General features: G+C 70.6%; 12 protein-coding genes. 7 read left to right on the top strand and 5 right to left on the bottom strand.

Translation table 11 applies throughout. The features are described 5' to 3' along the window. The first annotated feature begins 69 nt into the window (after nucleotides 1–69). Entirely contained in the window at nucleotides 70–549 is a 480-nt protein-coding gene (locus tag G6045_RS10705; RefSeq protein WP_165331636.1) for a MarR family winged helix-turn-helix transcriptional regulator, read from the top strand. Between the two features lie 22 nt (nucleotides 550–571). Here G6045_RS10705 and G6045_RS10700 read toward each other — a convergent pair whose 3' ends face one another. The 4 genes from G6045_RS10700 to G6045_RS10685 are packed head-to-tail and all read right to left on the bottom strand — an operon-like array spanning nucleotide 572 to nucleotide 4947. Then, nucleotides 572–2005 carry a sensor histidine kinase gene (locus G6045_RS10700; protein WP_165331635.1) on the bottom strand — a complete coding sequence of 478 codons (1434 nt, stop codon included), beginning with the start codon at nucleotides 2003–2005 and terminating at the stop codon, nucleotides 572–574. Then, nucleotides 2002–2673 carry a response regulator transcription factor gene (locus tag G6045_RS10695; RefSeq protein ID WP_165331634.1) on the bottom strand — a complete coding sequence of 224 codons (672 nt, stop codon included), beginning with the start codon at nucleotides 2671–2673 and terminating at the stop codon, nucleotides 2002–2004. Before G6045_RS10695 ends, G6045_RS10700 begins: the two co-directional genes overlap by 4 nt. Before the next feature lie 56 nt (nucleotides 2674–2729). Further along, on the bottom strand, nucleotides 2730–3686 hold the full coding sequence (gene meaB, locus G6045_RS10690) for a methylmalonyl Co-A mutase-associated GTPase MeaB (RefSeq protein WP_165331633.1): 957 nt from the start codon (nucleotides 3684–3686) through the stop codon (nucleotides 2730–2732). Nucleotides 3687–3735: 49 nt separating this feature from the next. Then, nucleotides 3736–4947 carry an acetyl-CoA C-acetyltransferase gene (locus tag G6045_RS10685; protein ID WP_165331632.1) on the bottom strand — a complete coding sequence of 404 codons (1212 nt, stop codon included), beginning with the start codon at nucleotides 4945–4947 and terminating at the stop codon, nucleotides 3736–3738. A gap of 139 nt (nucleotides 4948–5086) precedes the next feature. Here G6045_RS10685 and mce point away from each other — a divergent pair, with 139 nt between their 5' ends. The 5 genes from mce to G6045_RS10655 all read left to right on the top strand — a co-directional run bounded on the left by mce (nucleotide 5087) and on the right by G6045_RS10655 (nucleotide 12804). Next, on the top strand, nucleotides 5087–5518 hold the full coding sequence (gene mce, locus G6045_RS10680) for a methylmalonyl-CoA epimerase (protein ID WP_165331631.1): 432 nt from the start codon (nucleotides 5087–5089) through the stop codon (nucleotides 5516–5518). Nucleotides 5519–5982: 464 nt separating this feature from the next. Beyond that, a complete protein-coding gene (gene scy / locus G6045_RS10670; RefSeq protein ID WP_165331630.1) occupies nucleotides 5983–9735 on the top strand; it encodes a polarized growth protein Scy in 3753 nt (1250 codons plus the stop codon). Nucleotides 9736–10035: 300 nt separating this feature from the next. Then, nucleotides 10036–10968 (top strand): coiled-coil domain-containing protein, encoded by a 933-nt coding sequence (locus tag G6045_RS10665; RefSeq protein WP_165331629.1) that lies wholly within the window; start codon nucleotides 10036–10038, stop codon nucleotides 10966–10968. Between the two features lie 87 nt (nucleotides 10969–11055). Next, the gene (locus G6045_RS10660; protein ID WP_165331628.1) at nucleotides 11056–12030 is read left to right on the top strand and encodes an ABC transporter ATP-binding protein; all 975 of its coding nucleotides are present in this window, start codon (nucleotides 11056–11058) and stop codon (nucleotides 12028–12030) included. A gap of 3 nt (nucleotides 12031–12033) precedes the next feature. Next, nucleotides 12034–12804, top strand: coding sequence for an ABC transporter permease subunit (locus tag G6045_RS10655; protein ID WP_165331627.1), 771 nt, complete (start codon nucleotides 12034–12036; stop codon nucleotides 12802–12804). Nucleotides 12805–12840: 36 nt separating this feature from the next. Here G6045_RS10655 and G6045_RS41380 read toward each other — a convergent pair whose 3' ends face one another. Beyond that, on the bottom strand, nucleotides 12841–12981 hold the full coding sequence (locus tag G6045_RS41380; protein ID WP_235967779.1) for a hypothetical protein: 141 nt from the start codon (nucleotides 12979–12981) through the stop codon (nucleotides 12841–12843). A gap of 319 nt (nucleotides 12982–13300) precedes the next feature. Here G6045_RS41380 and G6045_RS10645 point away from each other — a divergent pair. Next, nucleotides 13301–14445 (top strand): ABC transporter ATP-binding protein (locus tag G6045_RS10645; RefSeq protein ID WP_165331626.1); only part of this gene is annotated, 1145 nt, incomplete at its 3' end.

The raw sequence follows: 14445 nt of genomic DNA, 5'->3' as shown, positions 1-14445 counted from the left end.
GGTAGTCTGCGGTGTGTGACGTCGCCCCACCGATGGTTCGAATTTCAACTTTCTAGGTAGAATCGATTCATGGAGACCGACAACGCCACCCCCCGCTGGCTCACCGAGGACGAGCAGTGCGCCTGGCGCACCTATCTCGCCGTGAACCGGCTCCTCACGTACCAGATGGAAAAAGATCTGCAGCCGTTCGGCCTGACGATGAACGACTACGAGATCCTGGTCAATCTCTCCGAGTCCGAGGACCTGCGGATGCGGATGAGCGATCTGGCCACCGCGACCCTGCAGTCCAAGAGCCGGCTCTCGCACCAGATCACGCGGATGGAGAACGCCGGGCTCGTCCGCCGTGAGAACTGCGAGTCCGACCGCCGCGGTCTGTTCGCGGTGCTCACCGACGAGGGCCACGCGACCATGAAGAAGGTCGCGCCGCACCATGTCGCCTCGGTGCGCAAGCACTACATCGACCTGATGACGCCGGAGTCGCTCGCCTCGCTGCGCGCCACGCTCAAGCCGATCGCCGAGCATCTGCGCACGCAGCGCGGCAAGCCTTAGGGCTCACCGTGCGGACCAGGCCCTAGCTCCGCCCCTGGTCCAGGGGGAGTTCGACCCGGAACAGCGCCCCGCCGTCCGACGAGTCGCCGACACTCAGCCGGCCGCCGTGGCGCTGCACCACATCACGGGCGATCGCGAGCCCGAGTCCGGCGCCGCCTTCGTCACGCGTGCGTGCGTCGTCGAGGCGGACGAAGCGCTCGAAGATCCGCGCCCGTTCGGCCTCGGGGACGCCCGCGCCGTCGTCGCCGACGGTGAGGACCGCGCGCTCGCCTTCGGTGGTGAGGGTGACGGTGATACGGGAACGGGCGTGGCGCTGCGCGTTGTCGACCAGGTTGCCGAGCACCCTGGCCAACTGGCCGCGCGATCCGTTCACTTCGACGCTCCCGGCCGCCTTGGCCCGTACCGGAATCGTGTCGGCGACCCGCTGGGAGACCTCCTCGCGCACCAGCGCCGCGAGATCGACCCGGGCGTCCGCCGGCCGCTCCCCCGCGTCCAGGCGCGCGAGCAGCAGCAGATCGGCGGCGAGCGCCTGGAGCCGTACGGTGTCCTCCACCGCGCCGTCCAGGTCCAGCAACTCCGGGTGGGCGGCCGCCACTTCGAGCTGGGTGCGCAGGGAGGCGATCGGGCTGCGCAGCTCGTGCGAGGCGTCGGCGACGAAGCGGCGCTGCCGCTCGACGCTCGCCTCCAGGGCGGCGAGGGTCTCGTTGGTGGTCTTCGCCAGGCGCGCGATCTCGTCATGCGTCCCGGGCTCGGGCACCCGGCGGCTCAGGTCCTCGGACGCGGTGATCGCGGCCATCTCCTGGCGGATGCCCTCGACCGGGCGCAGCGCGCGCTGGGTGGCGAGCCAGGTGACGCCGCCGACGATGAGCACCAGGGCGGGCAGACCGATCAGCATCGAGGTCAGGGCGGTGCTCGCGGCGCCCTCCGTGGCGCTGAGCGGGGCGCCCGCGTACACCTCGACCGTGGTGTCGTCCCGTGTGGTCACCTCGACGGCGGCGAACTGGTAGTCACCGCTCTCGCCGTCGACGGTCGCCCTGCCCTTGCCGAACCAGACGCGGTCGGAGATCTCGCCGACCTCGGGATCGTCCTGGTCCCGGTCGTCGTCCTCCTCATCCTGGTCGGGCGCGAGGGAAGGGCGCGGCTTGACCGCGGCGACCCCGGTTCCGCTGATCGCCTCCAGATCCTCGCTCGCGGCACGCAGCCGGTCCTCGCGGTCGATGACCTGGACCGGATGGTCCTCGCTGTCGGGCAGTTCGAGGTTCGCGTACGGGGTTCCGGCGGCGAGCTGGGACGCGACGCGGCGGGCGGCCGACTCGGCCGAACTGGAGGCCTGTTCGGTGAGGTTGGCGCGCAGCGACAGGAACACCGCGGTGCCGGCGCCGATCAGGGCGATGGCGACGACGGTGGTGGCGCCGAGGGCGGCGCGGGCCCGTACGGACGAGAAGAACCGCCTCATCGCTCATCGCTCTCGAGCCGGTAGCCGGCGCCGCGCACGGTCTTGATCAGCTGGGCGCCGAGCTTGCGGCGCAGGGTGCTGACGTAGACCTCGACGATGTTCGGATCGCCTTCGTAGGCGAAGTCCCACACATGCTCGAGGATCTCGCTCTTGGAGACGACCTCGCCCGCGCGGATGGAGAGCTGCTCCAGGACCGCGAACTCCTTCGCGGTGAGGGTGATCTCCTCGTCCCCCCGGTGCACGCGCCGCGCGGCGGTGTCGACCCTGAACTCCCCGAGCTCGATCACGGGCGAGGCGCTCCCGCCGCTGCCGCGCCTGCGAAGCAGCGCCTTGATCCGCGCCACGAGCACGACGTACGAGAACGGCTTGGTGAGGTAGTCGTCGGCCCCGGTGTCGAGCCCCTCGGCCTCGTCGTACTCGCCGTCCTTGGCGGTGAGCATAAGGATCGGTACGTCGTTGCCGGCGGCGCGCAGGGTGGAGCAGACGCGGTAGCCGTTCATGCCGGGCAGCATGATGTCGAGGATGAGCAGGTCGTACGGGTTCTCGGCCGCCATGTGCAGCCCTTCGAGCCCGTCGTGCACGACGTCGACGGCGTATCCCTCGGCGGTCAGACCCTTGGCGAGGGATACGGCGAGTCGTTTTTCGTCCTCGACGATGAGCAGGCGCATGCGTCAAGGATCGCAAAGTGCGGCTGAAGAGATCTTCAGCCTGCCGGGGACGCGCCTCAGCCCTGCGTCAGCCCCGACACCAGCTCGTCCGCCGCCGCGTAAGGGTCCAGCGAACCCGTAGCGACCCGCTCCGCCAGGGCGCCCAACCGCTGGTCGCCCCGCAGATCCGCGATCCGCTCGCGCAGCGCCGTGACCGCGATGGTCTCGACCTCGTGGGCGGCGCGGGCCGTGCGGCGCTCGGCGAGCACGCCCCGTTCCTCCATCCAGGCGCGGTGCTTCTCCAGGGCCTCGACCACCTCGTCGACGCCCTCGGCCCGTGACGCGACCGTCTTGACGATCGGGGGACGCCAGTCGCCGGGACCGCGCGACTCCCCCAGGCCGAGCATGTGGTTGAGCTCACGCACCGTGGAGTCCGCGCCGTCGCGGTCCGCCTTGTTGACCACGTACACGTCGCCGATCTCCAGGATCCCGGCCTTCGCCGCCTGGATCCCGTCCCCCATCCCGGGGGCGAGCAGCACCACGGAGGTGTCCGCCTGGGAGGCGATCTCCACCTCGGACTGCCCGACGCCGACCGTCTCGACGAGCACGACATCGCAGCCCGCGGCGTCGAGCACACGGATCGCCTGGGGCGCGGCCCAGGCGAGACCGCCGAGATGGCCGCGCGTGGCCATCGAGCGGATGTAGACACCGGGGTCGGAGGCGTGGTCGGCCATCCGGATCCGGTCACCGAGCAGCGCGCCGCCCGAGAAGGGCGACGAGGGGTCCACCGCGAGGACCCCGACCCGCTTGCCGGCCCGCCGGTACGCCGACACCAGGGCCGACGTCGAAGTCGACTTGCCGACACCGGGCGAGCCGGTGAGACCGACCACGTAGGCGTGGCCGGTCAGCGGCGCGAGCGCCGCCATCACCTCCCGCAGCTGCGGCGACGCCCCCTCGACCAGCGAGATCAGCCGGGCCACGGCCCGCGGCCGGCCCTCGCGCGCCTGAGCCACCAGCGAGGGGACGTCGTGCATCACAGCTCCAGTTCGTTCGTCGGCTTACGAGGACGAGGAAAACGAGACCTCAGGCCTTGGGCACCCGCACGATCAGCGCGTCACCCTGACCACCGCCACCACACAGCGCCGCCGCACCCACGCCGCCGCCACGGCGCTTGAGCTCAAGTGCCAGGTGCAGCACGATACGGGCGCCGGACATGCCGATGGGGTGGCCCAGGGCAATCGCGCCACCGTTGACGTTCACCTTTTCCGGCGTAACGCCGAGGTCCTTCATTGACTGGACCGAAACCGCCGCAAAGGCCTCGTTGATCTCGATGAGGTCGAGGTCCTCGACCGAGATGCCCTCCTTCTTCACGGCGTGCTGGATGGCGTTGGACGGCTGCGACTGCAGCGAGTTGTCCGGGCCCGCGACGTTGCCGTGCGCGCCGATCTCCGCGATCCACTCCAGACCCAGCTCGATGGCCTTGGTCTTGCTCATCACCACGACCGCCGCCGCGCCGTCGGAGATCTGCGAGGCGGTGCCCGCCGTGATGGTGCCGTCCTTCGCGAAGGCCGGACGCAGCTTGCCGAGGGACTCGGCGGTGGTCTCGGGGCGGATGCCCTCGTCCTTGGCGAAGAGCACCGCGTCGCCCTTGCGCTGCGGGATCTCGACCGGGGTGATCTCGGCCTCGAAGATGCCGCCCGCCTGCGCGGCGGCCGCGCGCTGGTGCGAGAGCGCACCGATCTCGTCCTGCTCGGCGCGCTTGAGGCCCAGGCGGGTGTTGTGCTTCTCCGTGGACTCGCCCATCGCGATGTTCTCGAAGGCGTCGGTCAGGCCGTCGTGCGCCATGGAGTCCAGCATTTCGATCGCGCCGTACTTGAAGCCCTCTCGAGACTTCGGCAGCAGATGCGGGGCGTTGGTCATCGATTCCTGGCCGCCCGCGACCACGATGTCGAACTCGCCGGCGCGGATCAGCTGATCGGCAAGGGCGATCGCGTCGAGGCCGGAGAGACAGACCTTGTTGATCGTCAGCGCGGGGACGTTCATCGGAATGCCCGCCTTCACGGCGGCCTGGCGTGCCGGGATCTGCCCTGCCCCGGCCTGAAGCACCTGCCCCATGATCACGTATTGGACCTGGTCACCGCCGATGCCCGCCCGCTCGAGCGCGGCCTTGATGGCGAAGCCGCCGAGGTCGGCTCCGGAGAAGGACTTCAGCGAACCGAGCAGGCGTCCCATGGGCGTACGGGCCCCGGAGACGATCACAGAGGTCGAGCTGTTCGTTCCAGAAGTTCCAGACATGAGGCTTGGCCCCTAGGAGATGAGGAGTGAACGAGGGTTTACTCGCAATGTACTGACGAGTACCCGCCCGGGTCACCGGGCTGAGTGTGTGATCGCGCGCACGTTGCGTAATCACGGCCCGAGGCGCTGCACTGGTCGGATGCTGACGCGCATCGACCACATCGGGATCGCCTGCCACGACCTTGAGAAGACGGTGGAGTTCTACGTCTCCACGTACGGCTTCGAGGTCTTCCACACCGAGGTCAACGAGGAGCAGGGCGTACGCGAAGCCATGCTCAAGATCAATGAGACCTCCGACGGAGGGGCTTCGTACCTCCAGCTGCTCGAGCCGATCCGCGAGGACTCCACCGTCGCGAAGTGGCTCGCCAAGAACGGGGAGGGAGTTCATCACATCGCGTTCGGTACGGCCGACGTCGACGCCGACGCCGCTTCCGTACGCGAAAAGGGCGTCCGTGTCCTTTATGACGAGCCGCGCCGCGGGTCGATGGGGTCGCGGATCACGTTCCTGCACCCCAAGGACTGCCACGGAGTCCTCACCGAACTCGTCACTTCCGCACCTGCGGAGTCCTAGGTGCTCGCGTCAGATTCCCGTCGTCGCCCGTAGGGCGGTCCTGCGGCGTCATGGGGGCGCCCCCTGCTCGAGCGAAGTCGAGAGCTTGGGGGAGCGTGCTCTCGGCGTGCCGGCCGGAAGTCCGCGTACTGGACGTACTTGGGCTTTCGGCCGGTGCGGCGAGAGTGCGTGCCAGGCGTCGTGGGACAGGCGGGAATCTGGCGCGAGCACCTGGGGACCACTGACCTCGCGATATCGGGCCCGGTAGGGTTGGGGGCGGTCGTGCGCACTATCGGTGCGGCCGCTTGCCGGGGTCTCGATTTCGGGGGACGGGCGTCGGGGCAGCCGCCCCTGCCTCGCCGTTGATCTGACACCATTCCCCGGTGGGCCCCGTTCGGCGGATGGACAGGGCCGTTTGGAGAGACTTGCGACCAGGGTTGGGGTCTCCCCTGCTCGAAGAGCTTGGGGAAGGATGGGACCGCGCAGTGCGGGGCTACGAAGGCCAGGAGAGTCGGCGGCCGGCTGAGACCGACAGCCTCTCGCGGTTCGAAGCCGAGATGGACCGGCTGAAGAAGGACCGTGAGAAGGCGGTCCAGCATGCCGAGGATCTCGGATACCAGGTCGAGGTGTTGCGCGCCAAGCTCCACGAGGCGCGCCGCAGCCTCGCGAGCCGCCCTGCCTACGACACCGCCGACATCGGCTACCAGGCCGAGCAGCTGCTCCGTAATGCCCAGATCCAGGCCGACCAGCTGCGCACCGACGCCGAGCGCGAGCTGCGCGAGGCCCGCGCCCAGACCCAGCGCATCCTCCAGGAGCACGCCGAACAGCAGGCCCGGCTGCAGTCCGAGCTGCATTCCGAGGCCGTATCCCGCCGTCAGCAGCTCGACCAGGAGCTGGCCGAGCGCCGCCGGACCGTCGAGAACCACGTCAACGAGAACGTGGCCTGGGCCGAGCAGCTGCGCGCCCGCACCGAGCAGCAGGCCCGCCGCCTGCTCGACGACTCCCGCGCCGAGGCCGACCAGGCGCTGGCCGCCGCGCGTGCCGAGGCCGAGCGGATCAACGCCGAGGCTCGCCAGCGCCTGACCGGCGAGGCCGAGACCGCCCGCACCGAGGCGCAGGAGATCCTGCGCCGGGCCCGCGCGGACGCCGAGCGTCTCCTGAACGCCGCGTCCACGCAGGCGCAGGAGGCCACCGACCACGCGGAGCAGCTGCGGACGTCGACCGCCTCCGAGTCCGACCAGGCCCGCCGCCAGGCCACCGAGCTGTCCCGCGCCGCCGAGCAGCGGATGCAGGAGGCCGAGACGGCGCTGCGCGAGGCGCGTGCCGAGGCCGAGAAGGTGGTGACCGAGGCCAAGGAGGCCGCCGAGAAGCGGATCACGAGCGCCGAGTCGACCAACGAGCAGCGCACCCGCACCGCCAAGGAGCAGGTCGCGCGCCTGGTCAGCGAGGCGACCAAGGAGACCGAGGCCGCCAAGACGCAGGCCGAGCAGCTGCTCGCGGACGCCCGTGCGGCCGCCGAGAAGGTCACCGCGGAGGCCACCGAGAGGGCCCGCACCATCACCGCCGAGGAGTCGGCGTCCCAGCTCTCCAAGGCGGCCAAGACCGCCGAGGACGTACTCAACAAGGCCTCCGAGAACGCCAAGGCGACCACCAAGGCGGCGAGCGAGGAGGCCGAGCGGATCCGCGGCGAGGCCCAGGCGGAGGCCGACCGGCTGCGCGGCCAGGCGCAGGAGATCGCCGAGCAGCTCAAGGGCGCGGCCAAGGACGACACCAAGGAGTACCGCGCCAAGACCGAGGAGCTGCAGGAGGAGGCGCGCCGGCTGCGCGGCGAGGCCGAGCAGCTGCGCGCCGAGGCCGTCGCCGAGGGCGAGCGGATCCGGGGCGAGGCGCGGCGCGAGGCGGTGCAGCAGATCGAGGAGGCGGCGTCCTCCGCCGAGGAGCTGCTCGCGAAGGCACGTACGGACGCCGATGAACTGCGCGGCGCCGCGGGCACCGAGGCCGAGCGCGTCCGTACGGAGGCCATCGAGCGCGCCACGACGCTGCGCAAGCAGGCCGAGGAAACGCTTGAGCGCACCCGCGCCGAGGCCGAACGGCACCGCACCGAAGCCGAGGAGCGCGCCGAAGCCGTCAAGGCGGAGGCCGAACAGGCGGCGCGGAAGCTGCGCGAGGACACCGAACGGGCCGTGGCGCAGCGGCAGTCGGAGGCGGCCGACGAGCTGACCCGGCTGCACACCGAGGCCGAGCAGCGCATCACCGCCGCCGAGGCCGCCCTTGTCGAGGCGCGCGCCGAGGCCGAACGGCTGCGCCGCGAGGCCGCCGAGGAGGCGGAGCGGCTGCGCACCGAGGCCGCCGAGCGCATCCGTACGTTGCAGTCGCAGGCCGAGACCGAGGCGGAGCGGTTGCGCACCGAGGCGGCTTCGGACACGGCGCAGAGCCGTGCCGATGCCGAGGCCTTCGCCGTACGGCTGCGGAGCGAAGCAGCCGCCGAGGCCGAGCAGTTGAAGGCCGAGGCGCAGGACAGCGCCGACCGGATCCGCGCCGAGGCGCAGGCCGCCGCCGAGCGGGTCGGCACGGAGGCCGCCGAGGCGCTGCGGGCCGCGCAGGAGGAGGCGGGCCGGCGCCGGCGCGAGGCCGAGGAGCTGCTCACCGCCGCGCGCGGCGAGGCCGACCAGGAGCGTGAGCGGGCCCGCGAGCAGAGCGAGGACCTCCTCGCCAGCGCCCGCAACCGGGTCGACGAGGCGCAGGCCGAGGCGGCCCGTCTGGTCGAGGAGGCGGACCGCCGCGCGACCGATCTCGTGGCCGCCGCCGAGCTGACGGCCCAGCAGGTACGGGACTCCGTCGCCGGGTTGCAGGAGCAGGCCCAGGAGGAGATCTCCGGTCTCCGCTCGGCCGCCGAGCACGCCGCCGAGCGCACCAGGACCGAGGCGCAGGAGGAGGCGGACCGGGTCCGCGCCGACGCGTATGCCGAGCGCGAGCGGGCCTCCGAGGACTCCGCGCGCGTACGGCGGGAGGCGCAGGAGGAGTCCGAGGCCGCCAAGTCCCTTGCCGAGCGCACCATGTCCGAGGCGATCTCGGAGTCCGAGCGGCTCAGGTCCGAGACGGCCGAGCACGCCCAGCGGCTGCGGACCGAGGCCTCCGACGCGATCGCCTCCGCCGAGCAGGACGCGTCCCGTACGCGTGCCGAGGCGCGTGAGGACGCCAACCGGATCCGAAGCGACGCGGCCACGCAGGCCGACCAGTTGATCGGCGAGGCGACCGGGGAGTCCGAGCGGCTGCGGGCCGAGGCGGCCGAAACGGTCGGCTCCGCGCAGCAGCACGCCGAGCGCACCCGCACCGCCGCCGAACAGATCAAGGCGGACGCGGCCGCCGAGGCCGAACGGATCCGCAGCGAGGCGCAGTCGGAGGCCGAGCGCACCCTCGACGAGGCGCGCCAGGCCGCCAACAAGCGGCGCAGCGAGGCCGCCGAGCAGGTCGACAAGCTCGTCACCGAGGCGGTGGCCGAGGCCGAGAAGCTCACCCAGGACGCCGCCGAGAAGGCGCTCAAGACCGCCACGGACGCCGAGGCGCAGGCCGACACGATGGTCGGCGCCGCGCGGAACGAGGCGGAGCGGCTGGTCTCCGAGGCGACCGTCGAGGGCAACTCGCTGGTGGAGAAGGCCCGTACGGACGCCGATGAACTCCTCGTCGGCGCACGCCGGGACGCGACCGCCATAAGGGAGCGGGCCGAGGAGCTGCGCGACCGCATCACGGGCGAGATCGAGGACCTGCACGAGCGCGCACGGCGTGAGTCGGCCGAGCAGATGAGGTCGGCGGGCGAGCGCTGCGACGCGCTTGTGAAGGCCGCCGAGGAGCAGCTCGCCGAGTCCACCGCCAAGGCCAAGGACCTGGTCTCGGAGGCCAACTCCGAGGCGGGCAAGGTCCGTATCGCCGCGGTCAAGAAGGCCGAACAGCTGCTCAAGGAGGCCGAGCAGAAGAAGGCCGAGACGCTGCGCGAGGCCGAGCGGGTCAAGGCCGAGGCGGAGGCCGAGGCCGAGCGCATGGTCGACGAGGGCAGGCGCGAGCTGGACGTCCTGGTGCGCCGGCGTGAGGACATCCAGGCCGAGATCTCCCGTGTCCAGGACGTACTTGAGGCGTTGGAGTCTTTTGAGGCTCCCGTCGGCGGCGGCAAGGACAGCGGCGTCAAGGCGGGCGCGAGCGTCGGCGCCCCTCGTTCGGGTGGCAAGTCCACGGACAGCTGAGGGACTCGGCGGGGGACGTTCCGGGCCTTTCCTGAAGGTACCGGGCCACGTTCGGGTGACGATCTGATGGATTGTCCGTGATGGCCTCGTTCGGGTGGCCCGCCGTTCAAGGGGTGGCGAAGGGCACAAACCCCGTACTCGACAAGGACGTTCGACCCTGGCGCTGGCAAGCGGTCTTGAGCTCAGCCACTCAAAAGGGTGGGCATTCTCCAGATCAAACCGGCATACGCTCGATGACACGCCGCCCTGACCCCTAGGATTCCCTCTATCACCTCACCGGTCTCATTCGACAGGAACCCCATGAGCGACACTTCCCCCTACGGCTTCGAGCTTGTGCGGCGTGGGTACGACCGCGCTCAGGTGGACGAACGTATCTCCAAGCTCGTCTCCGACCGTGACAGTGCTCTGGCTCGTATCACTGCTCTGGAAAAGCGCATCGAGGAGCTCCACCTCGAGACGCAGAACGCACAGGCCCAGGTATCCGACGCCGAGCCGTCGTATGCCGGTCTGGGCGCGCGCGTCGAGAAGATCCTGCGCCTCGCCGAGGAGGAGGCCAAGGATCTGCGCGAGGAGGCCCGCCGCGCGGCCGAGCAGCACCGTGAGCTCGCCGAGTCGGCGGCCCAGCAGGTGCGCAATGACGCGGAGACCTTCGCTGCCGACCGCAAGGCCAAGGCGGAGGACGAGGGCGTCCGGATCGTCGAGAAGGCCAAGGGCGACGCGGCGACGCTCCGTTCCGAGGCGCAGAAGGACGCGCAGCAGAAGCGCGAGGAGGCCGACGCGCTCTTCGAGGAGACCCGCGCCAAGGCCGCCCAGGCCGCCGCGGACTTCGAGACGAACCTGGCCAAGCGCCGCGAGCAGTCGGAGCGCGACCTCGCGTCCCGTCAGGCCAAGGCCGAGAAGCGCCTCGCGGAGATCGAGCACCGCGCGGAGCAGCTCCGCCTGGAGGCCGAGAAGCTGCGTACCGACGCCGAGCGCCGCGCCCGCCAGACGGTGGAGACCGCGCAGCGCCAGGCCGAGGACATCGTGGCCGACGCCAACGCCAAGGCCGACCGGATCCGCAGCGAATCGGAGCGCGAGCTTGCCGCGCTGACGAACCGCCGCGACTCCATCAACGCCCAGCTGACCAACGTCCGCGAGATGCTGGCCACGCTGACCGGTGCGGCTGTGGCTGCCGCCGGTGCGCCGGAGGACGAGCCCGTCACGCGGGGCGTTCCGGCTCAGCAGTCCCGTTGATCAGGAGCCTCTGAGGCTGCAGTACGAGGGCGAAGCCCCCGGCCACTCCAAGTGGCAGGGGGCTTTGTCCCGTTTTAGCGTGGCCGCATGATCGAGCTCGAGGGCCTGACGAAGCGGTACGGCGAGAAGGTGGCCGTCAACGACCTCACGTTCGCCGTGCGGCCCGGCATCGTGACCGGCTTCCTCGGCCCGAACGGCGCGGGCAAGTCCACGACCATGCGCATGATGCTGGGTCTCGACAACCCCACGGCCGGCGACGTCCGTATCGACGGACGGCGCTACGCCCAGATCAAGCATCCGCTGAGGTACATCGGCGCCCTGCTCGACGCGAAGGCCATGCACGGCGGCCGCAGCGCGTACAACCACCTGCTCTGCCTGGCGCAGTCCAACGGGATCCCCGACAGCCGCGTCCACGAGGTCCTGGACACCGTCGGCCTCACCGCCGTCGCCAAGAAGAAGGCCAAGGGCTTCTCGCTCGGCATGGGCCAGCGCCTCGGCATCGCGGGCGCGCTGCTCGGCGACCCGCAGATCCTGATGTTCGACGAGCCGGTCAACGGGCTCGACCCCGAGGGCATCCACTGGATCCGCAACCTCATGAAGGGGCTCGCGGCCCAGGGCCGTACCGTCTTCGTCTCCTCGCACCTGATGAGCGAGATGGCGCTGACCGCCGACCACCTCGTCGTCATCGGTCAGGGCCGGCTGCTCGCGGACACCTCGATGGCGGGCTTCATCCGCGAGAACTCCCGCTCCTACGCACGGCTGCGCTCCCCTCAGCAGGAGCGGCTGCGCGATGTGCTGCACGCCGAGGGCATCACCGTCGTCGAGGCCGGCAACGGGACCCTCGAAGTGGACGGCACCCCGGTCGAGCGGCTCGGTGAGCTCGCCGCCCAGCACCAGCTCGTCCTCCATGAGCTGAGCCCGCAGCAGGCCTCGCTCGAAGAGGCGTTCATGCAGCTCACGGCCGAGTCCGTGGAATATCACGCACACTCCGAGACCGCCGCGCCCGACACCTCCGGCTGGCAGCAGTCGAATGATCAGTGGTCGCAGAAGAAGGAGCAGTGACCGATGTCTTCGACGCGCGTACTGAAGTCGGAGTGGACGAAGATCAAGTCGGTGGCCTCGACGCCGTGGACGCTGCTGCTCGCCATGGTGTTCACCATCGGCCTGGGCATGCTGATCTCGTATTTCGCGTCCAGTGACTTCGACAAGCTGGACGCGAAGGACCAGCTGACCTTCGACGCCACCTCGATCAGCTTCGCCGGCATGGGCCTCGGTCAGCTGGCGATGATCGTGTTCGGCGTGCTCGTGGTCGCCAACGAGTACAGCACCGGCATGATCCGCACCTCGCTGGCGGCGGTGCCGCAGCGCGGCCGGTTCCTGTTCAGCAAGGTGGCCGTGGCGACGGCGCTGGCGCTGGTGGTCGGCATGATCACGGCCTTCGTCGCGTTCTTCCTCGGCCAGGCGATGATGGGCGACCACAAGGTGTCGCTCGGCGACGACGGCGTGCTGCGCGCGGTGATCGGCGGCGGGCTCTACATGACGCTGGTCGCGGTCTTCTCGATGGGCGTCGCGTCCATCCTGCGCAGCCCGATGCTCTCGCTCGGCATCCTGATGCCGCTGTTCTTCCTGATCTCCCCGATCCTCGGTTCGGTCTCGGCGACCAAGAAGGTGGCGCGCTATCTGCCGGACCAGGCGGGCCAGAAGGTCATGCAGGTGGTCGCGCCCTTCGACGACAGCACCCCGTACGGCCCGTGGGGCGGGCTCGCCATCATGATCGCCTGGGTGCTCGTGGCCCTCGGGGTCGGCTATCTGCTCCTGAAGAAGCGGGACGCTTAGAGGCGCGGAGAGGGAGACCGTACGCGAGGGTCACGCTCAGAGCCCGGCCATGGACCACTTGAGCACGGCCCCCAGCGCGCCGTAGACACTGCAGCGAACTGAATGCCCGCCCCTACGTCGCCTCCAGACGCCCGCGACGATCGACGCGGCGAAGATGCCGACGAGGACTATCGCCACGACCGCGTTGTAAACGGCGTATGCCAAGCACGCGAAACCGGTCCAGACGAGCAGCGGCAGCAGCGAGCCGCGCACTACCGTCCAGAGGCCGATCCGGACCGGTCCCGACGGCAGGGCTCGCGTGTTGAGGTGATCCGCGCAGAACCGCCCGACCCAGCCGAAAGCACGGACGTTGCCCGTGTGACCCCTGAGGTTTCCCGGATAGCACCCGATGCACATGGCCGGAACCGTCAACGGCTAGTTATCCTCCTTAGCTCCAAGGGGGACGAACTTTCCGTGTGCCCCGACGTTCTGAACCTGACCTGTCGATGGGTGCAGCATGATCGAGGCAGTCGGCCTGACCAAGCGCTATGGCGCGAAGACGGCCGTGTACAACCTTTCCTTCCAGGTGCGGCCCGGTGCCGTCACCGGCTTCCTGGGACCCAACGGTTCGGGCAAGTCGACGACGATGCGCATGATCCTCGGGCTCGACAACCCCACGGCCGGCCACGTCACCATCGCCGGCCACCCCTACCGCAAGCTCCCCAACGCCCCGCGCCAGGTGGGCGCGCTGCTCGACGCCAAGGCGGTGCACGGCGGCCGGCACGCCCGTAACCACCTCCTGTGCCTGGCCCAGCTGTCCGGCATCCCGGCCCGCCGGGTGGACGAGGTGCTCGGCGTGGTCGGGCTCCAGGATGTCGCCAAGAAGCGCTCCAAGGGCTTCTCGCTCGGCATGGGCCAGCGGCTCGGCATCGCCGCGGCGCTGCTCGGCGACCCGCAGGTGCTGCTCTTCGACGAGCCGGTCAACGGGCTCGACCCCGAGGGAATCCTCTGGGTCCGCAACCTCATGAAGGCGCTGGCCGCCGAGGGCCGTACGGTCTTCGTCTCCTCGCACCTCATGAGCGAGATGGCGCTGACCGCCGACCACCTGATCGTGATCGGCCGCGGGCAGCTGCTCGCCGACATGACGGTCAAGCAGTTCATCTCGGCGAACTCCGCGGACTTCGCCCGGGTGCGCACCCCGGACACCGAGCCGCAGGCGCGCGAGAAGCTCTCGGCCGCGCTCACCGAGGCCGGCGGGCATGTGATGCCCGAGGCGGACGGCGGACTGCGCGTGACCGGGCTCGCGCTGCCGCGGATCAGCGATCTCGCGCACGACTCGGACGTACGGCTGTGGGAGCTCTCGCCGCACCAGGCCTCGCTCGAGGAGGCGTACATGCGGATGACGCAGGGCGCGGTCGACTACCGCTCGACGATCGACCAGAAGGCCGGTCTTCAGCAGCAACTGCCGCCGCCGGGAGCCCAGTTCCAGGCGCCGGTGCCCGGCCAGGGCCAGCCCGGCTGGTACGCGCCTCCGGCGCCGCAGCACGGCGGACAGCCCTTCGCGATGCCGCACGGGGCGCCGGGCGCTCCCGTACCGCCGTCGGCCGCTCCTGTGCCCCCGTCGGCCGCTCCCGTACCGAACCCGTACACGCAGCCTGCCGA

Source organism: Streptomyces mesophilus (genome assembly GCF_011044995.1).
GTDB classification, from domain to species: domain Bacteria; phylum Actinomycetota; class Actinomycetes; order Streptomycetales; family Streptomycetaceae; genus Streptomyces; species Streptomyces mesophilus.
The sequence above is the reverse complement of the archived record's forward strand: the minus strand, read 5'-3'. Positions and strand labels throughout refer to the sequence as shown.

Bases quoted from the DNA above. Each gene is read 5' to 3' on its own strand.
- G6045_RS10705 (WP_165331636.1), top strand. From the start codon at position 70: ATGGAGACCGACAACGCCACCCCCCGCTGGCTCACCGAGGACGAGCAG.
- G6045_RS10700 (WP_165331635.1), bottom strand. From the start codon at position 2,005: ATGAGGCGGTTCTTCTCGTCCGTACGGGCCCGCGCCGCCCTCGGCGCC.
- G6045_RS10695 (WP_165331634.1), bottom strand. From the start codon at position 2,673: ATGCGCCTGCTCATCGTCGAGGACGAAAAACGACTCGCCGTATCCCTC.
- meaB (WP_165331633.1), bottom strand. From the start codon at position 3,686: ATGCACGACGTCCCCTCGCTGGTGGCTCAGGCGCGCGAGGGCCGGCCG.
- G6045_RS10685 (WP_165331632.1), bottom strand. From the start codon at position 4,947: ATGTCTGGAACTTCTGGAACGAACAGCTCGACCTCTGTGATCGTCTCC.
- mce (WP_165331631.1), top strand. From the start codon at position 5,087: ATGCTGACGCGCATCGACCACATCGGGATCGCCTGCCACGACCTTGAG.
- G6045_RS10665 (WP_165331629.1), top strand. From the start codon at position 10,036: ATGAGCGACACTTCCCCCTACGGCTTCGAGCTTGTGCGGCGTGGGTAC.
- G6045_RS10660 (WP_165331628.1), top strand. From the start codon at position 11,056: ATGATCGAGCTCGAGGGCCTGACGAAGCGGTACGGCGAGAAGGTGGCC.
- G6045_RS10655 (WP_165331627.1), top strand. From the start codon at position 12,034: ATGTCTTCGACGCGCGTACTGAAGTCGGAGTGGACGAAGATCAAGTCG.